The sequence below is a fragment of the Vibrio sp. SSH13-20 genome (assembly GCF_040104475.1).
In the GTDB taxonomy this organism is placed as follows: domain Bacteria; phylum Pseudomonadota; class Gammaproteobacteria; order Enterobacterales; family Vibrionaceae; genus Vibrio; species Vibrio harveyi.
In genome coordinates this window covers 171,377-191,990 of the sequence record NZ_JBECOU010000007.1, presented here as the reverse complement: position 1 = coordinate 191,990, position 20,614 = coordinate 171,377, and the positions used below count along the sequence as shown (strand labels likewise).

Annotated in this window: 24 protein-coding genes; 11 read left to right on the top strand and 13 right to left on the bottom strand. The window is 44.0% G+C overall.

Translation table 11 applies throughout. The features are described 5' to 3' along the window. Window positions 1-31: 31 nt before the first annotated feature. Both ABMY42_RS19850 and ABMY42_RS19845 read right to left on the bottom strand, forming a co-directional pair. Entirely contained in the window at window positions 32-325 is a 294-nt protein-coding gene (locus ABMY42_RS19850) for a hypothetical protein (RefSeq protein ID WP_005452495.1), read from the bottom strand. 152 nt (window positions 326-477) lie between these two features. After that, window positions 478-1,344, bottom strand: coding sequence for a LysR family transcriptional regulator (locus tag ABMY42_RS19845; RefSeq protein ID WP_274886705.1), 867 nt, complete (start codon window positions 1,342-1,344; stop codon window positions 478-480). Between the two features lie 117 nt (window positions 1,345-1,461). On the opposite strand from ABMY42_RS19845, the gene ABMY42_RS19840 reads away from it, so the two are divergent. Next, window positions 1,462-1,833: a nuclear transport factor 2 family protein gene (locus ABMY42_RS19840; RefSeq protein ID WP_009696409.1), complete on the top strand. Its 372-nt coding sequence runs from the start codon at window positions 1,462-1,464 to the stop codon at window positions 1,831-1,833. Between the two features lie 83 nt (window positions 1,834-1,916). Next, window positions 1,917-2,219: a hypothetical protein gene (locus tag ABMY42_RS19835; protein ID WP_230844664.1), complete on the top strand. Its 303-nt coding sequence runs from the start codon at window positions 1,917-1,919 to the stop codon at window positions 2,217-2,219. Between the two features lie 183 nt (window positions 2,220-2,402). On the opposite strand, the gene ABMY42_RS19830 is transcribed toward ABMY42_RS19835, so the two are convergent. Next, window positions 2,403-3,497, bottom strand: a complete 1,095-nt coding sequence (locus ABMY42_RS19830; RefSeq protein WP_005452504.1) for a permease — start codon at window positions 3,495-3,497, stop codon at window positions 2,403-2,405. A 251-nt stretch (window positions 3,498-3,748) separates the two neighbouring features. Here ABMY42_RS19830 and ABMY42_RS19825 point away from each other — a divergent pair, with 251 nt between their 5' ends. Both ABMY42_RS19825 and sigZ read left to right on the top strand, forming a co-directional pair. Further along, window positions 3,749-4,042 (top strand): metalloregulator ArsR/SmtB family transcription factor, encoded by a 294-nt coding sequence (locus tag ABMY42_RS19825; protein WP_005433559.1) that lies wholly within the window; start codon window positions 3,749-3,751, stop codon window positions 4,040-4,042. Next, complete coding sequence (gene sigZ / locus ABMY42_RS19820; RefSeq protein WP_045486667.1) at window positions 4,029-4,589, top strand: RNA polymerase sigma factor SigZ; 561 nt, start codon at window positions 4,029-4,031, stop codon at window positions 4,587-4,589. The genes ABMY42_RS19825 and sigZ overlap by 14 nt, the downstream gene beginning before the upstream one ends. A gap of 7 nt (window positions 4,590-4,596) precedes the next feature. On the opposite strand, the gene ABMY42_RS19815 is transcribed toward sigZ, so the two are convergent. Further along, the gene (locus ABMY42_RS19815; RefSeq protein WP_005452507.1) at window positions 4,597-5,490 is read right to left on the bottom strand and encodes a LysR family transcriptional regulator; all 894 of its coding nucleotides are present in this window, start codon (window positions 5,488-5,490) and stop codon (window positions 4,597-4,599) included. An 85-nt stretch (window positions 5,491-5,575) separates the two neighbouring features. On the opposite strand from ABMY42_RS19815, the gene ABMY42_RS19810 reads away from it, so the two are divergent. Then, on the top strand, window positions 5,576-6,691 hold the full coding sequence (locus ABMY42_RS19810) for a linear amide C-N hydrolase (RefSeq protein WP_069687725.1): 1,116 nt from the start codon (window positions 5,576-5,578) through the stop codon (window positions 6,689-6,691). A gap of 104 nt (window positions 6,692-6,795) precedes the next feature. On the opposite strand, the gene ABMY42_RS19805 is transcribed toward ABMY42_RS19810, so the two are convergent. Both ABMY42_RS19805 and ABMY42_RS19800 read right to left on the bottom strand, forming a co-directional pair. Next, window positions 6,796-7,794, bottom strand: a complete 999-nt coding sequence (locus ABMY42_RS19805) for an AraC family transcriptional regulator (protein ID WP_080992732.1) — start codon at window positions 7,792-7,794, stop codon at window positions 6,796-6,798. 9 nt (window positions 7,795-7,803) lie between these two features. After that, window positions 7,804-8,583, bottom strand: coding sequence for an SDR family oxidoreductase (locus ABMY42_RS19800; protein ID WP_239212624.1), 780 nt, complete (start codon window positions 8,581-8,583; stop codon window positions 7,804-7,806). Window positions 8,584-8,909: 326 nt separating this feature from the next. Here ABMY42_RS19800 and ABMY42_RS19795 point away from each other — a divergent pair, with 326 nt between their 5' ends. Next, window positions 8,910-9,899, top strand: coding sequence for a zinc-binding dehydrogenase (locus ABMY42_RS19795; protein ID WP_050933682.1), 990 nt, complete (start codon window positions 8,910-8,912; stop codon window positions 9,897-9,899). A 70-nt stretch (window positions 9,900-9,969) separates the two neighbouring features. Here ABMY42_RS19795 and ABMY42_RS19790 read toward each other — a convergent pair whose 3' ends face one another. Then, on the bottom strand, window positions 9,970-11,319 hold the full coding sequence (locus tag ABMY42_RS19790; RefSeq protein ID WP_017818605.1) for an alpha-amylase family protein: 1,350 nt from the start codon (window positions 11,317-11,319) through the stop codon (window positions 9,970-9,972). Between the two features lie 591 nt (window positions 11,320-11,910). On the opposite strand from ABMY42_RS19790, the gene ABMY42_RS19785 reads away from it, so the two are divergent. Continuing rightward, window positions 11,911-12,957: a hypothetical protein gene (locus tag ABMY42_RS19785; protein WP_274877194.1), complete on the top strand. Its 1,047-nt coding sequence runs from the start codon at window positions 11,911-11,913 to the stop codon at window positions 12,955-12,957. A gap of 122 nt (window positions 12,958-13,079) precedes the next feature. Here the strand turns inward: ABMY42_RS19785 and ABMY42_RS19780 are convergent, their stop codons facing one another. Together ABMY42_RS19780 and ppiC are read right to left on the bottom strand one after the other, a co-directional pair. Continuing rightward, entirely contained in the window at window positions 13,080-13,682 is a 603-nt protein-coding gene (locus ABMY42_RS19780; protein WP_009696417.1) for a GNAT family N-acetyltransferase, read from the bottom strand. A 207-nt stretch (window positions 13,683-13,889) separates the two neighbouring features. Then, a complete protein-coding gene (gene ppiC, locus ABMY42_RS19775) occupies window positions 13,890-14,183 on the bottom strand; it encodes a peptidylprolyl isomerase PpiC (protein WP_079722410.1) in 294 nt (97 codons plus the stop codon). 253 nt (window positions 14,184-14,436) lie between these two features. Here ppiC and ABMY42_RS19770 point away from each other — a divergent pair, with 253 nt between their 5' ends. Next, a complete protein-coding gene (locus ABMY42_RS19770; RefSeq protein ID WP_005452523.1) occupies window positions 14,437-15,351 on the top strand; it encodes a chemotaxis protein in 915 nt (304 codons plus the stop codon). Window positions 15,352-15,369: 18 nt separating this feature from the next. Here the strand turns inward: ABMY42_RS19770 and ABMY42_RS19765 are convergent, their stop codons facing one another. The 4 genes from ABMY42_RS19765 to hutW all read right to left on the bottom strand — a co-directional run bounded on the left by ABMY42_RS19765 (window position 15,370) and on the right by hutW (window position 18,567). Next, window positions 15,370-15,906, bottom strand: a complete 537-nt coding sequence (locus ABMY42_RS19765; protein WP_005452525.1) for an ATP:cob(I)alamin adenosyltransferase — start codon at window positions 15,904-15,906, stop codon at window positions 15,370-15,372. 104 nt (window positions 15,907-16,010) lie between these two features. Further along, the gene (gene hutZ / locus ABMY42_RS19760) at window positions 16,011-16,541 is read right to left on the bottom strand and encodes a heme utilization protein HutZ (protein ID WP_005452526.1); all 531 of its coding nucleotides are present in this window, start codon (window positions 16,539-16,541) and stop codon (window positions 16,011-16,013) included. A 134-nt stretch (window positions 16,542-16,675) separates the two neighbouring features. Continuing rightward, entirely contained in the window at window positions 16,676-17,179 is a 504-nt protein-coding gene (hutX, locus tag ABMY42_RS19755; RefSeq protein WP_005452528.1) for a heme utilization cystosolic carrier protein HutX, read from the bottom strand. A gap of 17 nt (window positions 17,180-17,196) precedes the next feature. Then, window positions 17,197-18,567 carry a heme anaerobic degradation radical SAM methyltransferase ChuW/HutW gene (gene hutW, locus ABMY42_RS19750; RefSeq protein ID WP_009701463.1) on the bottom strand — a complete coding sequence of 457 codons (1,371 nt, stop codon included), beginning with the start codon at window positions 18,565-18,567 and terminating at the stop codon, window positions 17,197-17,199. A gap of 166 nt (window positions 18,568-18,733) precedes the next feature. Between hutW and ABMY42_RS19745 the strand changes: the two genes are divergently transcribed. The 3 genes from ABMY42_RS19745 to ABMY42_RS19735 are packed head-to-tail and all read left to right on the top strand — an operon-like array spanning window position 18,734 to window position 20,594. After that, window positions 18,734-19,486, top strand: a complete 753-nt coding sequence (locus ABMY42_RS19745) for an energy transducer TonB (RefSeq protein ID WP_005452531.1) — start codon at window positions 18,734-18,736, stop codon at window positions 19,484-19,486. Continuing rightward, on the top strand, window positions 19,486-20,184 hold the full coding sequence (locus ABMY42_RS19740) for a MotA/TolQ/ExbB proton channel family protein (protein ID WP_005452532.1): 699 nt from the start codon (window positions 19,486-19,488) through the stop codon (window positions 20,182-20,184). Before ABMY42_RS19745 ends, ABMY42_RS19740 begins: the two co-directional genes overlap by 1 nt. After that, window positions 20,181-20,594, top strand: coding sequence for a biopolymer transporter ExbD (locus tag ABMY42_RS19735; RefSeq protein ID WP_005452533.1), 414 nt, complete (start codon window positions 20,181-20,183; stop codon window positions 20,592-20,594). Before ABMY42_RS19740 ends, ABMY42_RS19735 begins: the two co-directional genes overlap by 4 nt. Window positions 20,595-20,614 lie beyond the last annotated feature (20 nt).

Here is a 20,614-nt window from a genome sequence, read left to right as displayed (position 1 = left end):
GAGGTTTTTTATTGCCCCAAAAACAACCGCGTTACATAAGATCACTCATTAAGATCTCGTACTCTTCATTCGCTTCATCCACTAAATGGGAAAGCTCTAACGCATCGGTCTTAGCAAGATTAAACTGCCATGGGACCGTATCTTCTTTACCACAAATACGAGTTTGAGCACCGCTGCTTTCAAAAGAAAGATCATCAAACTCGGTGGTATGGTGTTCTTGAAGTTCGACAATTTCGACTTCCAATTTGCCGACGGGATTGACTTCAACATGGGCGTGTAAATCTGGGCTATTCGATAAACAATACTCTCGATGAACTGCAATCATGGCTACCTCCTTGGTCTGCCAACTGACAACTCATCAAACAGTGTAGACGAGGGATTTTGAACGTGGGGTGAAATAATGATGAAGATTGATCCCGAATAAAAATGCAGCGGATTAATGCTCCTTACATTCTCAATTTTGATGGAGTCAAACTCTTATCTTCTGCATGTAATCACTTGCTCAATACGTTCTTCAATTGCTTGAATCGCTAATGTCACAGACATCGGCACATGAGCATGGTAAGGATGTAATACGTAAATTGGATTCACTTTTGAGGCTTGTGCATTAGGTACTGGTTCAAGGAGTGGATTCGAGTCCAGAATAAAATCAGGAACAACCCCAAAGCCCAATCCCATCTCTAAAAGACTCACCACATCAAACACGCTGTTCGCTCGATGCTTCACTGGGTATTGAACTTGGTGGTCTTGTTTCTCCAAAAAGAACGTATGAACAATGGGTTCGACCTGCCAATGTTGAGCGATATAAGAAGCATCTTCAATGTCAGATTGCTCCCCTCTCGCGCGGCACAATACGTCACAAAACTGCCCAACTTTCCGCTGTTTAATGTTTGAATCACCAGACGCTCCAACTCGGATTGCAAGGTCAATATTCTGCTGAATGATATCGACATGTTTATCATCACTGATCAAATTTAAATGCACATCGGGGTAATCGGCAAAAGCAGCCGTTAAGGCAGGTAATACGATCGAGCGCATTAATGCGTTGGGAGCCGTCACTGTGATCACTCCCACTGGGGTTTGCTTCAACTCTGCTGCTTCTAGCCACGCCTCTTCCGCTTGCTTCGTCATTTGCGCGCACTGCTGATAAAAGCGCTCACCAGAGGGTGTCAACGTTTGCTTTCTGGTCGTGCGTTTAAGTAAACACGTATCCAACTCCCCCTCAAGTTGTTTGAGTGCAGAGCTCAGTACAGATTTAGAAAGTTCTAACTTCTCTGCGGCTTTGGAGATCGACCCACACTCTACAATATGAACGAATAGAGACATCAAACGCAGCTTATTCATCACTTTTCCTCATTGTTCTATTTATCAGAACATTCTGTTCTTATTCGTTTGTTTTTCTAATTCAATTCTACCTCTATGATTGCCACATAAACAAACACCAAACACAGGAATTTCAGGATGACTCAATCAGTTTTAGAACGCGCTCAAGCAGGCATTTCAGCATGGCAAATCGCTTTTAATAATCAGGACGCTGCAGGATGCGCAGCACAATACGCCGAAGATGCAATCATGGTTGCCAAACCTTTTGGTACATTTGAAGGTCGTGAAGCAATTCAAGCATTCTGGCAAAACATCATGGACCAAGGTTTTAACAGCGTGGACTACACCAACACGAAATGGGAACAAGATAGCGAACAAGGTTACATTCTGACGTCCGATTGGACGATGAACAAAGCGTTTGGTGTGGTGCATAAAGAACTATGGGAGATCCAAGCTGACGGTCTTTCTCGTCTGACCTATGACGAGTTCGAAGTACTTGGCGAACGATAAAAGTTATTGATAGTTATCGCAAATATTTATTCAGTTACATTGACAATAAAATAACCAATCAATATCATTTCAGCCGGAAAAATGTGAACGAACATCACAATAATTATAATTATCCGTCTATTAATAAACAATTGGTTGAATATTTAATCATGTCAAAACTCTTTTTTGCGTCACTTTTGATGCTTTTATCATTTCAGTCTGCGGCGTTTACGCCCAAAGAAGTGTGCTTCGATCAAGATTCGGAGTTTATTGGATGGCTTACCGACGAAGAGTGTGCCGCTTTAAATGGCAACAGTCCTGATGACTTTACTCAAAACTCGGAATATTCACATCCTACGCGAGAGCCAATCGCAGAATCAGAAGAACCCCTAGTCATTGTCTTATAGTAATTAAGCCTCGACTATGAACATTCTTCCGGAAACAAAGAGCCTATTTCGCTGTATTTAAATGGGCTCTTTTTGTTTCCTTATCCCTGACAGGTGCATCCGGTAAACATAAAAAATCCCCAAGTCTGAATGACTTGGGGATTTTTGTTTTTAAGTAATCGTGCTTATCCCGTCTAACTTTTATTAAGCAAAGATAAAGCTGTATAAGTAACCCGCGCCCATTGCCATACTTAGGATGACAAATAGGAAAGCTGCAATCATTTGGTTCTTAAAGATAGATTTCAACAAAATCACTTCTGTAAGACTTGCGCCAGCGCTACCAATGATCAATGCCATAACTGAGCCCAATGCCATACCTTTTTGTACTAACGCCGCACTTAGTGGAATCACTGCCTCTGCACGGATGTACAATGGAATACCAATGATTGCTGCTACCGGAATCGCGTACCACTTCGCTTCACCTGCGTATTCTGCAATCAGATCCGTTGGGATGAAACCATAAATGAATGAACCAATCGCAATACCCATCATTAGGTAAGGGAACACTTGTTTAAAGTCTTTCCAAGTTGAGTGCCAAATACGAACCCAACGGCTTGGTTGCTTCTCTTCGACAATCGTCGCTGTTGCAGTACCGTCTGATGAACAGCAAGATACTTCCACTTTAGGTTCCGCCTTTGGCGCATCACCACAACAAGATGTTTTCGCCACAACTGGAGCTGGTTCACCACAAGCGCTGGTACCACAGCTAGATGCTGGTTTCGCTTCTTCTTTTTTCTTGCTTGAGTCACCGCAAGAAGTACCGCATGAAGAAGAACCTACTGCTTCGTATGCTTCTGGTTTTACGTAGCGCTCAAACCCAAGTTTTTCAAGTACATAACCTGCTACTACTGATACTGTCATCGCAATAGCAAAGTAGAATACTGCCACTTTCCAACCAAAGGTCACCACAAACAAGCCAATGATCACTGGGTTAAGCAGTGGACTTGCAAATAGGAACACCATCATTGGTCCAAAACCCGCCCTTGCACGCAACAATCCTTTTAGGAAAGGAATCGTTGAACATGAACAGAAAGGCGTAATCGAGCCTAGCAACGCTGCAATAAAGTAGCCCTTACCCTTTTTAGAGCTCAGGATAGACTGAATTTTTTCTGGTGTTAGAAAGTCTTGCAACACACCCACGATATAGCTAATTGCTAGGAATAGAATGATTAGTTCGGTTGCAAGAAACGCAAACATATCAAGCGCTTCTTTGGCCATTGTCATGATTTCTGGATTCATATTTTATCTCCTACTGATGTCACATCAGTAACTGTAAATTTCCTAATGAAGCTGAATTCTTCATTTCTATTTTTCTCGAATTATAGAATTAAAAATCGATGCGTCAATCATTATATTTCGACAAATGTCGAAATATAAATTTAACCCTTACTAATCAATAAATTAGATATTAAAATTTTCTTGTTTGCTATTCATCTACACTTTCACTATCATCGAAATGTATTTATCGTCAGTCATTCCAAGAGGTCAGTATGGAACTCGAAGCTGTAGCAAAAGCGCTCAAAGAGCTAGGACACCCTACCCGTCTATGTATCTATAAAGAAGTGGTTAAAGCGGGCTATGAAGGTATCGCAGTTGGTGGCGTACAAGATAAACTTGGCATTCCAGCTTCTACTCTTTCTCATCACATCTCAAGCCTTGCCTCAGCTGGCTTAATCAGTCAGCGTCGTGAAGGTCGTACTTTGTATTGTGTTGCTGAGTATGAATGTTTAGATACGGTTATTGGCTTCCTGCGTGACGAGTGTTGTATCAATGAAAACTGCTAACCTTGAATCGATTTGGAGCGAATACGAACACGCTATTCACGCCTTCTTGCGCTCTAAAGTCAGTAATGAAGATGACGTAGACGACCTCAAACAAGAGATCTTACTTAAGACTTATCAGAATCTTGGGGATATTCGTGATGTATCGAGCGTCAAGTCATGGCTATTCCAAATCGCGAATAACGCCATCATCGATTTCTACCGCAAACGTGCACGAAACCAGCGTGATAATGACCTCATCGCTGAAGATCTGTGGTTTGAAGAACAAGCAGCGAGTCTTAAACAAGAGTTGTCAAAGTGCATTGCACCGTTTGTGCAGGCGCTACCAGAAGAGCAATCGCAACTGCTCTCTTCTATTGAGCTTGAAGGTATGAGCCAAAAGAAGCTCGCAGAACAGCAAGGCATCAGCTACTCGACTCTCAAATCACGTGTTCAGAAAGGACGAGTAGAATTGAAAAAGCTGTTTGAAGAATGTTGTAGCTTCTCATTCGATAAACAAGGTCGCATGACAGATTGCAACCAAAACGGTTCTTCTTGCGATAAATGCTAAGCAGTTTTTAAACCTGCTTATCAAACCATTCGGTCACCAACGCCACCAGCTTTTGATGCACAGGGCTTAACGTATTGCCTCGCTTTAATAATACATAACCTGCACGACCTTCGTTCGCCATAAAGTCTATGTTTAAAGGGACAAATTCGCTCTTTTCATCATGAGCTTGCACTAAATGATGAGGAAGCAAGGCAAAGCCATCATTTTTCAATAATCGCATCAACACATCAATGTTGCTGATTCGGGAGATATTTGGTGACATCACCTGTTGATTGCCAAGTGCACTGGTACTGAAATTCTCTGCAATGTATTGGTGATGTGATGCGAGGTCCTGCAGAGTCACAACGGGGTTCTGCGCTATCGAGCTTTTCCGATGCGCATAGAAGGTAAACCTCGGATAGCCCAAGTTTATAAAAGACATCCCTTCAGTTGGGAACGCTTTACCACTGTTAAGTACCACCGCAAAATCCGCGTGTTTCGCCATAAGCATGTCTAGCGCTTCATCTCGGCTGCGATGTAACCAATGAATCGCCGTATTTTTGTATTGCTTGCGCAGAGACAGGTCGATGTCTGCGATGGCATCACACGGCACCGACATGTCGTGACAAATCGTTATTTCCGGAACATCCCCTTGAGAGTAGCTATCACAAGAAAGTTCTAAAGACTGCATTTGGTAAAGGATGTGCTTGGCTTGAGTAACTAACGTCGCCCCTACTTCCGTCAAGACTGGTGTTCTTCCTTTGCGTTCAAACAAGATCACATCCCAATCAATTTCGAGATCGCTGACTTGGTGATGCAGCGTCGCCCTGTCTTTCCCGATTACCCTTGCGGCTTGGCTAAACGATCCATGCTCCGCGACAGCAACAAATGCCGTAAGTTGGTCAAAACTGGCTCTGGGCATTAGAAGATCCTCAAACAATAAACCCGTTTATCTTAGCTCAACCGACATTCTTTTGTTGCAAAGTTTGCAACATAACTGAGATTACATGGTGAATATTCCACGTAATAATGACCTCGTATTGAAACGTTACGAGGGCAATTCAATGAAAGGTTTTAGCAAAAAAGTACTTCTAGCAGCATCAGTCGCAATGGCAGTCGGCAGCATCTCTACCGCAGCAAATGCGTGTTCACGTTTGGTTTGGGAGACTCAAGACCACGGTGTATTTGTCTCTCGTACCATGGATTGGATGGAAGCCAATCAGCCAACTATTGACGTTCGCCACGCAGGTCAAACCTACCGTGGATACGATAAAGGCGATGCGCTTACGTGGACATCGAAATACGCTTCTATCGGTGTAAGTATCTACGGCGTGGGCATTATTGACGGCTTTAACGAGAAAGGCTTTGCGGCTAATGCATTGTTCTTGGATGAAGAGAACCCTGGCGCGCCACAAGCGGAAAAACAACAAGTTGAAAACTCGCGCTTTGTCGCTTACCTGATCGATAGTTTTGCATCCGTTGATGAAGCATTGAAGCACCTAGATTCAATCCAAATACAACAGTTCAGTCACAATGGCATTGAAATGAAGGGACATTACTCACTAGAAGATGCAAGTGGCGATTCTGCCGTATTGGAATACATTAATGGTGCTTGGCAAGTGCATCATGGCAAACAATATGACGTGATGACTAACAGCCCAGAGTACGCGCAACACTTGAAAAACTGGCAAGAAGCGCAACCAAAATCGAAGAGTGATGTGAATGGTGAGTTCCCAATTCCGGGTAACATCAACTCTGCTCAGCGCTTTATCTGGAATAGCTATATGAAGGATCAGCTTAAAGAGCCAAGTAGCTACACCAATGGCATTGCGAAACTCGACAGTGTGACCTACAAAATCCCATTGGATGCAGCAAACCGCCCTGTGAATGGTGAAATGCGCGGCTACGCGACCATCTATGGTTTGGTGTACAACTTAGACCAAAAAGTGATGAACGTACGCTATCAGTATGATGACAGCTACACACAGTACTCAGTGGACTTTAATAAGTTGAATGACGGTCATAACTACACGATCAAAGCCGACTTACCGGATCTGTTTGGTGACATTTCATCTCGCTTAGAAAAAGGCGACGGTGTAATGGGTCAGCACTTAGTGAAATAGCTCTGATTATGTAAAAAAACAGAACTTGAAAGGTGTGTGGACAAAAGCACCATTCAAAAAAGCGCCGACATGCTCGGCGCTTTTCCTTTCTATTCGTTTTGTACTCAATGACGCTGCTCTCGATAATGCCCAGGGGAGACTCCCCTCCAAGTGCTATACGCTCGAATGAATGAGTTCACTTCTTGAAAACCAAGCAAGAACGATATTTCAGCCAGCGACATTTGAGATTTCTCTAAATAGTGATCAGCAAGCTCTGCTCTCACCATTTGTAACACGGATTGATAACTTTCAGTTTCGGCCGTGAGCTTGCGTTGCAATGTACGTTTACTCATTGCTAGTTTGTCTGCCACCATTTCAATAGTACTGTTCCCCGCAGGCAATGACTCGATCAAGACCGCTCGAACACGTTCAACGGTTGACGCGCTGGAATCGAGATCGATGAGTTTCTGATTCAAGCCTTGCTCGAAAAAGCTCCACATTTGCGCATTTGACGTCACGAACGGATGTGCCGCATCTTCAGCGCTAAATCGCACCTCTACGCCATCACCTTTGACCAACTGGCAACCAAAGTAAGCTTGGTATTCCTCAAGGTTATAGGGAAGCTCAGGTAACGTAACCTGTAGCGGTTGCATCCGCTTTCTCGTCGCTAAACGTGCTAGTTGAGTAAAGAATACCACTTCTGTCAAAGCCAAAGATTTAGGCAGCGCTTGTCGTTGGCCATAGCAACTAATGCTGAGTTTTGTTTCTTTATCGGTAACGTTCAGCGTCATTACCATAGGTCCAATTAACGGCTTATATTGCTGAATCCGTTTGAGTGCGGTGTTCAAGTTCGGACTGCAAATAGCGGCAAAAATTGGAGCATCAAACCCCTCCACCGACATATGTTCAGCGAGGAGTAGCGGCATCTCGCGCTCACCAGAGGCTTGCTCAACCCCAACCCAAAGCTGAAAGTACTCGTCTGGGCTAAGCGTTGCCTTTTCTCGATTGAATAAGTCGACAGGTAACTTGGCGTATGCCAGCACCAATTGCGGGTCGATATCCATATCGTTAAGCAGCACTTTCCAACTCTGAGGTACGCTGAACTGACTCGCTCGCTTGATCATATCTGATTCCTAAGCACTTTTTTCCATGGTTTGACGCGATATTTTTAGCACCAATTTTCTTGGTAGGAAAGGCACAATCCATTCAAGCATGAACTTCAAACCACCTTCGTTGAAGGCCACCAACTTGCCTTGTTCCATAGCGCTATAGCCACACTCAGCAACAGAACGAGGAGACTTAGCATTTTTGAAGACTTCCACTCCTTGTAAATCCCCTGCGGCAACAAAACCCGTCGCTACCGCACCCGGACACAAAGCTGTGGCAGTTACGTTGGTGTCTCTCAGCTCTTCTGCTATCGCTTGGGTAAACGAAGTAACATAAGCCTTAGTTGCGTAGTACACCGCTTGCAATGGACCTGGCATAAACGACGCCGTTGATGACACATTTAAGATCTTACCATGATTGCGTGCCACCATACCTTGCAGATACAAGTGAGTCAGATTGGTTAACGTCACCATATTAAGTTGCATCATGGCTTGGTCCGCCACGAGATCACGTTCATGGAATTTTCCGTGACCACCAAAGCCAGCGTTGTTAATGAGCATATCAATTTGCAACCCTTGCGCTTCGGTTTGCTCAAACACACGTGTAGCAGAATCAGCCTGAGTCAAATCCTCTGCAATCACAGCAATCTGAACCTTGTGTTTATCGCGAAGCTCTGATGCCAGTGCCTCTAGCTTGTCTTTAGAGCGGGCTACAAGCACTAAGTCTCCACCCTTTTCGGCGTGTATACGCGCTAATTCTTCACCGATACCACCTGATGCGCCTGTAATTAATGCTGTATTTGCCATGTGCTTGTCCTCTTAATGTTCTGACTGATTCGCTGTTGGTCACAGCGTAGTTGGTATGGACACAGTTTATGCAATCCAATCACGCCACACACTGGCAAAAGATGCCATCTTGCTCGCCAATCGTGCCACTCATTAAGAGACCTCTGATTACAGAAATTTATTACATTCAAAACAAATGATAATTTTTAGCTCACTTATGTGATGGCTAACATATCGAAATGACTTCAAGGTGCGTGGGAATACGCATCGAACAACATGGAAATTTCCAACTATTCTAACTTTGTTGGGCTGCATAAATCTGGGTTCCAAACCCTCTGGGGAAACGAATGAAAGCAATCACCTATCAAAAAGATCAAGATACCTTTACTTATACTGACATCGATACGCCAGAGATAAACGGCAGCTTCGATGTACTAGTGAAAGTTCATGCCGTTGGGCTCAATCCTGTCGATGCAAAAGTAAACCTTTGGCACGAGATGGTCGACGGGATAGATGATACATTCGTTGGTGGTCTCGATGTTTCGGGGGAAATCGTTGCCATTGGCGACAAGGTATCAGGTTGGCAGGTGGGCGATCGCGTACTCTACCATGGCAACATGCGTCGAATGAGCGGTGGCTTTGCCGAATACGCAATTCAGGACTCGCGCACGCTGGTTACGCATCCTGATGTTGATCCAGAAATCGCAGCCGCTTCTCCATGTGCAGGTTGGACGGCTTATCGAGCCCTTGTCGACAAGCTGAACATTTCTACCCGTAAGAGTATCTTTATTGCGGGCGGCTCTGGTGGCGTTGGTAGTTTTGCTATTCAGTTAGCTCGCTTCTTCGGCGTAGAAACCATCATAACCACAAGCTCTGCTGCAAACCATGATTTCGTACGTTCGTTGGGTGCAACACACGTAATTGACTACAAACAAGAGAATGTACGTGAGCAAGTTATGTCAATTACTGAAGACTTAGGAGTGGAAGTATCTTTGGATTGCGTTGGTGGCGACAACGACATCTTATGCGCCTCTGTGCTTGGCTTTGAAGGTGAAATGGTTGAACTAGTAAGAACAACTCGCGCAACAGAATACCCAGGCGCTTTCCTGCAAGGGCTCACTTTTCATCAGTTGAGTCTAGGCTCAGGGCATGTTCATGGTGAACAAGGCTTTGCTTCTATGGTTAACGCTGGGGTGGAATTCTCGCATATGTTAGAACGCGGAGAGGTTATGGTGCCAAAATTGGAAGTGGTAGAACTAAAAAACGTCGCTCAAGCTCTAGTCTTTATTCGTCAGCAACGAACGGTCGGAAAAATCGTCGCGAAGCTCATCGACTAAGCACTCAATCCCAAGCGACAAAAAGGAAAAGGAAGCGCAAACTCCAAAGCAGTTTGCGCTTCAAGGGGTATTATTTCTCTACAAGCAGCATCGCCGATTTTGCTGCCACTTTAATCTCTTCAGTACAAGGCATCTCTTCGCCTGTCATCATGTCTACCAAGGCTTTATTCAAGGTAAGTTGTAGTGATTGCGCTCGTGAAGATTTATTCAGCACTAAGATGCCCTTTTCACCACGTTGCAACACCAACATATCGTCGTTACCTTCAAGCACCGTCATCGGTTCACCATGCACTAGGTTATGGAACGCTACCATCTTCGCCATACGCGCATCTTTCCACGCATTTTGCCATCTTGGTCGTCCATCTGCGCCCTTTATACCACTGGTATCCAAATCTGTGTAAACAAGTGGTACACCTCCATCGCGACCTAGGATATAGGCATACGCTAGCCACTCGTTCTCTTCATCCATTACTAAATCCAAGAACACATCGTTATTTGGAATATCGTGAGTGATAGCAAAAGTAATGGCTCGACGGTTCGACAACGCTTGACCAAAACAGTACGGGTCGATCAAAGACTTAAAGCTGCCTTTCTTTGAGAACGCCTTAAAGATGGTTGAGAACAACGGAAAGTCATATGCACCCAATCGTGTCTCTTTCAAATACGGTTCCAAGAACAGCTCATACTCTTCTTCTGTTGCGCCACCATCGGTGATGATCTCACCAAAGATATGCACATCTCGCGTGATCTCTTCTGTCCAAACCAACTTTAGGTGCTCTAGAGTCATATGCTTCGCAGCATCGATACGGAAACCTTTCACACCCATTGACTTAAGCGCCTTTAAATACGCTTTTTGCTGCTCAACAACATGCTTGCATACACGCAAAGTTGGTAAGCCAGGATCGGTAGGACCACCAGTGATTCGACCGTTTTGCACTTGCCATTTGTCTTTCCAATCTTTGATCCCAAAGGCTTCAACAAAGTCATTTTCGTCAAATAGCGGCTCAGATAAATCGCCAAATAGAATCAGGTCTTGATACTTGCTCGCATTTTGTTGGTAGTCGTCCATCACGCCTTGACGTGGATACTGTAGATCCGGACGAAGGTGCGCTTCGTTCGCCATATGATTAAAAACGACATCGGCATAAACCAGTACGCCTACATGATTGAGTGCTTCAATCATGTTTTTGAAATCTACTGTGTTACCGAGTGCATTGTCGATAACCCGATAATCTTGAGGTTGGTAACGCTGCCACCAGCGTTCGTCTTGTGCGCTTTTCATCGGTGGAGAAACCAACACCGAGCCATAACCTAGCTCGCTGATTTCCGATGCGCGTTGGGCAATGTCAGCATACTTCCAATCAAAAGCGTGCAAGATAACATTTGCACCTGTTGATAGTGTTTCCTGTAAGCCACTCATGTTTCTCTCCTCGTCGCGTTCGCTCACCTATTGTTACTCAAATTCGTCGTGAGCGAATCCAATAGCCGAAATTATAAGAACTATTGACGCGTCGCCCTCACCCCTTTTGTGTTTCTGCTAGGGGGAAAAACAAGGCGTAGCTCATCCCTTGTTAAGGGTTAAACGTGTGTTTAAAAGCACTTTAACACCATAGAGATAACTAGACATGAAAACATGAACCACTAAGCATCTGTTTTATAAATACTTTATTGAACTCATCATAACCCATGCTTAATCGAGCTAATACGCCTTTTCTCAATAAGAATGAGAGAAAAGAGCGCAACAAGACCATATGTAACAAATATTTAAGAAAGTGAAACTGCTGCTTACGTCACAGTTGGTGCGAATAATAAAACGCTCAAAGTGAAACCTATCCCTTTAATCACCCTTTAGATGGAAAAAGAATCCATCAAGTTCAACACTTTAGAACTACACAACAATACATAGAGCAATGAAACTATGAAGCGCGTCGTCACCTAGCTATAGGGTGGTCACCTTTTAAAATTACATATGCAACAATTTGTGCTTATTTTTGAGTGCATGAGGAAAAACATGTCTTTTTGGGGAGTTACATTCGCGATCTGCATTCAGCTGGTTACTGCAGGCATTTTTGGAATGGTCGTAGCGGCTTGGATTGCTTTTAAAGCAGAAACTTATGATAAAAACGATTACCAACATATGTTTTTCCTCGTTAATTTTATCTGCTTTATCCTAGCGCTATTTGCCTCTGTCGGGTTATTAATCTACGGTCTTATTTTTAGTGACTCATCTCATTACTATCAATATCTAGGGCTGCCTTGGTTTTTTGCTCTGACTGGTTTTTCGTACCACATATACTGCCATTTAAGGTACAGCAAAGCATACCGCATGAAGGAAATGCAAATGTGGCGTGAGCACTGGTATGAGACGTTAGAAATAGAAACCGATGAGGATTTATCTAAGTTCAAACTTGACGATGTCATTCGATTTGGCGCTTGGAAAGCAAGCTCAGAAAAGCAAGCCTCTTGTCTCGATATTTTACCTGCAGGAGAAGAGGTCTATCAGCGGGTTCAACAAGCAAAAGCACTGGCGGTAACCAAAGTACCAGCAGACGACCAGACGGTGCTCAATAAGCTAAAAGAGTTCGAAGCCTCTGTTTCAACAGTGTATCGCCTCTCATACAAAGCAAGTCATGCGTTTGGGTTCAAGAATGACGAATCTCACTCCTTTCAACGTAATGTCCGTAGAGGGAACAAAGATACCTACCCAGACCTTGAAGACGAAGTTTCGAAAGTACTGGATGCTCTAAATGAAATTGCCATCGTCACGATATCCAACAACTCGGGCGAGACAATGATCGATGCGCACATCTTTTTGCAATATGCATTAGAAGGGTTATTTGGTGAGCAGGAAATACTGACGAACTATGTACTATGGAGTTATGTAGAACACTTTTATCACGTCAACCCATTCCAATTAGCACTAGAGTTATCGCAAATGGGCGTGAAGGTCCTCAAGAAAGACGGTGAAATCTTTGTCTTTGTCGAAGAGCCAGAACAATCATCGCTACGGTTAGAGGACTTCAATTCAGGAACTCAGTATGCAATGAGTACTAGCTAAAGAAAAAGCCAAGTGATGCTTGGCTTTTTTAATTTTAAGTACGGTACCACATCTAAACAGCATGCTCATTACGCTGTACTTTTTAAAGCGCTCAAAGTCTGTTATTTGCTCCGATGTTGTTCTTACAACTTTTTGATCATAAGTTTTATTGATTGGTGTTCTTCTGTAGCATGAAACGGCTTCGTACCATTAAAAAGAAATTCGTCATATTTCACACTTGCTTTTGCACTGAACCCCATTCTTTCAAACACATATTGTGAACGAGAACCCGCAGATTCAGCTTGCACAAAACGGAAACCAAGTGCCCGACCATTATTAAGCGCTGCGTTAATCAACGCAGAGGCAATACCTTGACCACTGTGATCATTGCGAACACCGATAAACTTAACTTGTAAATAAGAACGCTCAGGAACAGTAAGCGTCTCAAAGTATTTTGAATTGAGCTCTTTGAGAATAGCCATCATTGAATCATCATCAGCATTGTCAAAAGATAATGCTTCTTTGAGGTCACAACACAATACGCCAGCAATAATTTCATTGTTGCTATCAACTGCGACATAACCTAGATTGCTTTCCACGTTGGTCACACTCATATATGTCAAGTAATCTAGAAACTCTTCGTTGACATGTTCGCTGTCAACTTGATTGCTAGCAAACGAGTCGAAAATAACTTTAGCTACAGAGTCGATGTGTTTATGTGTAATTGGTTCGATTGTAAATGGCATAATGCACTCCATTGGGAGTAGCACAACAGATGCACTACTCCATGATTAAAAGTAGTGCCAAGGAATCTAAAGGTGAATTCTTGCGGGGCAAGGAGCGGAATAACCAACCGCTCTTTATCGTTTTAGGCGAAAGAATTGTAGATTAATAGTTCGCAGAAGGGAATAATTTTTGCCTACGACCTAGCATCTCTAGGCAGAAACTATTAACTAAGTACGGTAAAGAACCTTCACAACGTGCCAGCCGAATTTAGTTTTTACTAGGTGCGGAGTTAGAACCTCACCTGAAAAGCAAACTTTGTCGAACTGTGGCACCATTTGACCACGGCGAAACTCACCTAGGTCGCCACCACGTTTACCAGATGGACAAGTTGAGTATTTCTTTGCCAACGTCTGGAATTTAGCACCTTTCTTAAGTTGCTTAATGATGTCTTCAGCTTGTTCTTTGTGCTTTACCAGAATGTGTAAAGCGGCTGCTGTATTTGCCATGTGTTTGTCTCTCACTGTTCGGGTGGCGCAAGTTTACCGAAACGCTTCAATATCGCAATAATTTCTCAAATTCAGGCTCTATCTTCATCCATTAATGATCGGAACTCGCGGACAAGTTGATGAAAAGTTACCCATTATTGAACGTTATTTCTCTCTTTATTTGTTCTATTTCCTAAAAAGCTCATTTTTCCACGCTCTACGGTTGAAGCTGTCGCCTTATAAGATTAGATTAGTTACATAAATCAGTGATATTGATAAGGTTATTTTCATGGCAAAAGTCGCAAGTAAAGCGAACCAATCTCAGGGCATGTTGGTGTTTAAACTCACCCTGCAACAGAACTTCGCAATTGGCACACTTAAAGTCCGTGAAATTGTTCCTTACATGCCAACGACCAAGATTCCATATTCTCATCACCACGTGATTGGGACCGTCACGATTCGTGACTTAACGGTACCAGTGATTGATATGGCAGCAGCGATTGGATTCCGTCCGATTCAAGAAGAGGAATACAAAAACTGCTATCTGATCGTGACAGATTGCTTGCGCACGGTGGTTGCGTTCATGGTACGAAGTATCGAGAAAATCATCGAATGTGACTGGAAAGCAATTGAAACGCCACCAGAAAGTGCAGGTCACAACATCTTTGTTACTGGCATTACTCGCTATGAAGAGAAAATCGTCCAAATGTTAGATGTCGAGCTTCTGCTTTCGAAGATCTACCCTCAATATGAAAACACTAAGATTCCTATGCTGACAGACATTGAGCGTGAACGCCTGAAAGCCTTGAGTATCCTTTTAGTTGACGACTCTTCGATTGCACGCAAACAGTTAAGTGACGCGTTGGATCGCATCAATATCCCTTATCAAATTTGCAAAAATGGCTCTGATGCACTCGATTTAATGAAGCGAGAAGCAGAAGAAAACCGCCCTATTGATCTTCTAGTAAGTGATATCGAAATGCCAGGATTGGACGGTTATGAACTTGCGTTTGAAGTTCAAAACGATTCCGCACTGAACAACTCTTACCGTATTCTTCACACCTCTCTCTCTAGCGAGATTTGTGTTGACCGAGCTCACCAAGTTGGCGCTCATGAAGCACTAGAGAAGTTCAATGCAGGAGAATTGATTGAAGCTATGCTGCGCGGCGCAAAAGAGCTAGAAGCAAAAGCGATGGCATCATAACGACTTTAGTTTGTCTCGTTATTTACTTGGCATCGTGTAGCTGCGAGACACAAACTCCGTTTCTTCCACTTGATAAATGTGATTGATATAGGAAGCCAAGCTATAAAGCACGTTAGCTAGCAGGTTTGAATAGCGGAACAAAATTGGGGCGGGTTGCTTCTTACCTGAATGCTCTACTGCAACCAATGCGCGAACGACCTTCTTGGCTTGGCAGCGACACAAATGTAATTGGCTGGAAGTTGGGTGACCACCGGGAAGTACAAACCCCTTAAAACCACCGTCAATGCGCGCTTTGATTGCGTCGTAATCAGCTTTTAACTCATCAACTTCCGCTTCTGTGATTGCGAGCTTGCCGCGGATAGAGCCGTTCACATGGTACACGTTTGGCTGCATGCGAGTTAGGACGTCGCGACTAAAATCATCTAATTCCATCGATAGCACAAGCCCAATTCGACTGCACAACTCGTCTGCCGTAATTTCAAAATCGCAGACCGGACTGTCTTCATAAATGAATGGGTAACAAATCTCGCCAAGTTCCTTACTTACTGGTCTCATGCTCTTTCTCTGTGCTTTGGTTCTAATAAAAAAGGGAGTCATTATAACCTAACTCCCTTTGGGCATTCACACCCGTTTAGACGATCATAAGTTAGAAAGCCAGCTTACGCTTTTTCGACTCTCTTGTGACCTTCTTGAAGGTGAACAAAATCAACCAAATCATCACCAGACACTTGGTAAGCCTGACCAAAACCTTTTACGAATAGACCTTGCTCTGCTTTTAGGTTAAATAGAACAAAGTCTTCTAGTTGGCTTAGACCGTCGATGATTTCACCAAAACGATCTTTCATTTGACCAACAACTTGCTGCCACATTTCAGAGTCACGTTCTACAACTGTCGCAACCGCATCAAAAGTTAGACGCTTGCGAGCAAACAACTGCTTAGATGAATCCTCATCTTCAATCATCATCAAAGATACGTTTGGATTCTCAAGCAGATTGCGCGCGTGACGAGCAATCTGAGAAATAAGAACGAAGTAACCTTCCTGGTTTTGTACGTATGGAGCGTAACTTACGTTTGGACGACCTTCTGCATCAACTGTTGCTAGTTGAATCGTACGGCGCTCCTGACGAAATTCCTTAATTTCTGGTCCTAGACGACCTTGTAAACGCTCTTGTTTAACTTGCTGATCCATTTTGATACCTAACTTTACTTGTTTTGTGTTTCCGAATTTAAACTCGGTTATTCTTTGATAAACGACGCCACCCCAACTGTTGGCGGATGGAGCAAGCGTCGTATGCATTTGACATTATTAATTCTATGTTGGAACTACTGATTGAACTCAGCTTGCATTGCGCGAAATGCCGTTACTTGCTCTTCAATCAGTTCGCGCTTTTCATTACGACCGAGGTAGATCTTAAAGATGTTGCTACCGCACTCAGAGAAGAAACCAAAGTAGTGGCTTTCACGCCCCATAAACGGCTTACTTACTAGCGCGATGTTTTTCACGTTATCCAGTTTAAGGTGACCGTGAAGCTCCCCTTCTTTGCCCATTAAGTTGTAGTAACCACGTGCCACTTTGCCTTTCGGGAACGGTGCTTTCACTTCAAAGATTGAGCCGAAAGAATGAACAATCGTCGTTACAGGACCAAAGCCTACAAGACCTTCTAAAATGCTTTGAGCTTGCTCTCCCGGAGCCACCGCTACCATTTCTTGAGGTAGTGCTGCAACCACATCAAATTCCGATACGCCAAGGCGCTCTGCCATCGCCGCAGGTAACAGTTGCGGTTCTTGTTCTAGTAGGCTTTCAACCTGTTGCTTAATTGATTCCATTGGTTTTTCCATTTCTTTTAAATGTTAGATACTTTTGGTACGTTTTCGTTCATTTCCGACGTTAGTACCTGAATACATGCCTGTGCGAGAGAAACAGCCCAGAAGCTCCCTGCAAGGGTTAGCACTAAGCTACGCTCTTGAAGCTCGACCAAGCCCTTGTCGTGCCATACTTTGAACAACGGCATTAGGAAGTTAAAGGTGTCTTCACCCATGAAGTTTGGCAGTTTGTTCCCTTGAACAATGCCACGGTCGAAACCTGACTTTAGCGCAGCAAAGAGTGGCTCTAGCGGGCTCTGTTTCATCATCATCGCGATGGTGCTTTGCCCTTCATTGACGGCTTTGACATAAGTGTCTAGCGTGCGATGTTGCATCATGCCATAACCACCGATGTTACCGCCGGCACCACAACCAACCGGAAGCACTTCTGCATACGTCTTCGCTAAGCTGTTGTATAAGCTGCGTTCACGGTTATCGATCGCCCAATGGTTTACACTGAGTTGCTTCATATGGTGTTTCGACATGAATTTCGCACCGAGCTCGTACATACCAGCTTTTTCAGGCGTGGTTGCCGGTGGCGGCATCTTACCCTTCTCAACTAGGTTCAACATTGGGGCTGTCCCACCAACAACCAGTTGATATAGGTCCAAACCGTGCGCACCAGTAGACATAAAGTCGTGCAAATCTTGTTCGAGCACTTCCTTTGTCTGATAAGGCAAGCCATATAGCAGATCTATAATGACGGGAATTTTGTCTTCTTTAGCGAGCTCAGCAACGCGGTTCAAGACATCTTCACGATCATCTAAACGCTTAGCACTACGACGTACTTTGGTATTGAAGCTTTGCACACCAAATGAAAAACGGTTGAAACCTCCGTCTAGCGCTCCCTGATACAGCTCGTCCGAGAATCGGTTAATACGTCCTTCTAGGGTAATTTCACAATCGGCGGCTAAAGGGAAATAGTCATGAATTGCCTGACCAAGAATACGAACCTGATCTGCAGATAAATCTGTAGGCGTGCCCCCACCGATATAAACCGCATGAAAAATGCCACTTTGTGTCCATGGCAGTGCTGCTTTTTCTTTCAGCTCTTTCATCAGCGCTTCAAAGTACTCATCAACAAGCTTACGGCTCGCAGCATTTTGGAAGAAGTTACAAAAAGTGCAGCGCACACGACAAAATGGCACATGAATGTACAAGCAACGCTTATTGTTCTTTTGCGTTGTTTCAGAAGTGATCCGTGACAGGATTTCACCTTGTTGTGGCGGTGGCACAGGCATACTGCTACCACCCGCGTGCGCAGAGTGTTTTTTCACAAACGCAAAACGCAGCGGATCGGGGCTGTCACTCCCGAGAATTGATTCGTCAAATTTATAAATGTCGACGCTCATATTTACTCACTTAAAGCCCACCACACAAAGGATTGAGGCTCATTTCAAAAAAACTGTAAAGATCATAATTTGCACGTAATGATAATGCAATTGATAATTGATCTTATTTCCTTTTCGAGCAATAATCTTCCCACTTGATAATGATTCCTACTACCGAGATTTACCCGTGAACGTAAAAAGATATGCCATTGCCGGTGGCGCCTCTTTAGTGGTGCACGCAGCGCTTCTTTTTGTCTCCCAAGAGACAAAAGTGTTTGCAATGCCAGCAGGCAATCCCACCAGCTCGGTAAGCTTGAATTTAGTCTCAGCGCCAAAACCGGTACAAGCGGCTCCTACGCCACAAGAAGTGGTGGAAGAGAAGCACCCGGAGCCAAAGAAACAACCTGAGCCTCCGAAGCCAAAACCAAAGCCTGAGCCGATTAAAAAGACGGTAGAAAAGCCGATCGTAAAAAAAGAAGCGGTGAAGAAAAAACCAGTCCAAAAGAAACCTGAACCGGTTAAAAAACCTCAACCACCAAAACCCGTTGCAAAGAAAGATCCGCAACCAAAAGAAAAAGTGGAAGAGAAAGTCGCAAAAGAACCTCAACCACAACAAGCGGCTCCTACTGATCAATCGAAAGGGGCGACATCACAGCCTGTGATGATTGACCAACCGACGTTTGTTTCTCAACCAGTACAACCTCGTTACCCACGTTCAGCGCAAAAGCGTGGTATTGAAGGGGTTGCGCTGTATGAAATTTGGCTTGACGAAAACGGCAACCAAATTAAACAAGTACTTATCGAATCATCTGGTGCAGAAATGCTCGATCTTTCTGCTCTACGTGCCATTAAACAATGGCAGTTTTCACCTCATATTTCTGGCGGGCACAAAGTCGCTCACCGAGTTCAAATCCCAGTTCGTTTTAAGTTGGATGGATAATGGAACAGCTACAACATTTACAAACCCAATTTGGTCTTATGACTTGGCCTTTAGTTATTTGCTCTGCACTTACAGTCATGATCATTGCGGAAAGACTCTTTCAAGTATTCATTAGCCTAGGAGTCGGTAAACGCGCGATTCGCCAAAAGCTGACCAAGCTTGACCCAACCAACAACAAAGACATCGAAGCACTAGCGGATGAGTTTTCGGGTAAACGACCTCTTTTATATCGTGGTGTTGCAATGCTGCTTGCGCATCACTCTTTTTCTAAATCACTGCGTGAAGATGCGGCTGGTATTTGGCTTCAAGAAAAACGTCATCAGTTGCACTCAGGTCTGCGTCTGTTGACCTTGATTGGCGTGATCAGCCCCCTGATTGGTCTATTAGGTACAGTTCTTGGTCTTATCGACATGTTTAAAGGTATTGCTTCTTCTACCGGTAACATTACGCCAAACGACTTGGCAGATGGCTTGGGTCTTGCGATGCGTACGACTGCAGCTGGTTTGATCATTGCGTTACCTGCTATTTCTGGCGCGCAACTGATTGGTCTTTGGGCAGATCGTGTTATCGCTAAGCTTGAACACACTCTGAACTATGTAAATCTGTGGCTCGAAGGCATTTCTCTACAGCATGTATCTCCGGAAAACAGCAAAGAAGTCGCGACTGTTGCAAATCATGTTGAAGCGAGAAGTTCATGATTAAGGCACCACAAGACAACAACAGTCATGGCTTAACACCAGACTTAACGCCACTGCTCGACATCATTTTCATCGTAATGGTGTTTTTGATGCTCACTGCAGCAGTGAAGTTAGATTCCCTAGATGTGAACCTACCAAGCACCGATTCCCAAGCTGTGGCTGAGGTGGACAAACAATCAATCACGGTGAACATCCTTAAAGAAGAGCCACACTGGGCGATCAACGGTAAGGCGTACATCGATTGGGAAAACTTTACGATGGCTCTGTTAGAAGAGAGCAAATCAACCGACAAACCTATTGTGATTGGTGCGGAAAAAACCGCAGACATTCAGTCACTGGTTAAGCTTCTTGGCTTTTTACAAGAAAACGGAATTCAAGCGACTCAACTGCTTACTGAAGAGTCGCAATAGAAGAACATAAGATTGAGAAC

Coding starts and splice junctions, on each gene's coding strand:
- ABMY42_RS19850 (WP_005452495.1), bottom strand. CDS start 325: ATGATTGCAGTTCATCGAGAGTATTGTTTATCGAATAGCCCAGATTTA.
- ABMY42_RS19845 (WP_274886705.1), bottom strand. CDS start 1,344: ATGAATAAGCTGCGTTTGATGTCTCTATTCGTTCATATTGTAGAGTGT.
- ABMY42_RS19840 (WP_009696409.1), top strand. CDS start 1,462: ATGACTCAATCAGTTTTAGAACGCGCTCAAGCAGGCATTTCAGCATGG.
- ABMY42_RS19830 (WP_005452504.1), bottom strand. CDS start 3,497: ATGAATCCAGAAATCATGACAATGGCCAAAGAAGCGCTTGATATGTTT.
- ABMY42_RS19825 (WP_005433559.1), top strand. CDS start 3,749: ATGGAACTCGAAGCTGTAGCAAAAGCGCTCAAAGAGCTAGGACACCCT.
- sigZ (WP_045486667.1), top strand. CDS start 4,029: ATGAAAACTGCTAACCTTGAATCGATTTGGAGCGAATACGAACACGCT.
- ABMY42_RS19815 (WP_005452507.1), bottom strand. CDS start 5,490: ATGCCCAGAGCCAGTTTTGACCAACTTACGGCATTTGTTGCTGTCGCG.
- ABMY42_RS19810 (WP_069687725.1), top strand. CDS start 5,576: ATGGTGAATATTCCACGTAATAATGACCTCGTATTGAAACGTTACGAG.
- ABMY42_RS19805 (WP_080992732.1), bottom strand. CDS start 7,794: ATGATCAAGCGAGCGAGTCAGTTCAGCGTACCTCAGAGTTGGAAAGTG.
- ABMY42_RS19800 (WP_239212624.1), bottom strand. CDS start 8,583: ATGGCAAATACAGCATTAATTACAGGCGCATCAGGTGGTATCGGTGAA.
- ABMY42_RS19795 (WP_050933682.1), top strand. CDS start 8,910: ATGAAAGCAATCACCTATCAAAAAGATCAAGATACCTTTACTTATACT.
- ABMY42_RS19790 (WP_017818605.1), bottom strand. CDS start 11,319: ATGAGTGGCTTACAGGAAACACTATCAACAGGTGCAAATGTTATCTTG.
- ABMY42_RS19785 (WP_274877194.1), top strand. CDS start 11,911: ATGTCTTTTTGGGGAGTTACATTCGCGATCTGCATTCAGCTGGTTACT.
- ABMY42_RS19780 (WP_009696417.1), bottom strand. CDS start 13,682: ATGCCATTTACAATCGAACCAATTACACATAAACACATCGACTCTGTA.
- ABMY42_RS19770 (WP_005452523.1), top strand. CDS start 14,437: ATGGCAAAAGTCGCAAGTAAAGCGAACCAATCTCAGGGCATGTTGGTG.
- ABMY42_RS19765 (WP_005452525.1), bottom strand. CDS start 15,906: ATGAGACCAGTAAGTAAGGAACTTGGCGAGATTTGTTACCCATTCATT.
- hutZ (WP_005452526.1), bottom strand. CDS start 16,541: ATGGATCAGCAAGTTAAACAAGAGCGTTTACAAGGTCGTCTAGGACCA.
- hutX (WP_005452528.1), bottom strand. CDS start 17,179: ATGGAATCAATTAAGCAACAGGTTGAAAGCCTACTAGAACAAGAACCG.
- hutW (WP_009701463.1), bottom strand. CDS start 18,567: ATGAGCGTCGACATTTATAAATTTGACGAATCAATTCTCGGGAGTGAC.
- ABMY42_RS19740 (WP_005452532.1), top strand. CDS start 19,486: ATGGAACAGCTACAACATTTACAAACCCAATTTGGTCTTATGACTTGG.
- ABMY42_RS19735 (WP_005452533.1), top strand. CDS start 20,181: ATGATTAAGGCACCACAAGACAACAACAGTCATGGCTTAACACCAGAC.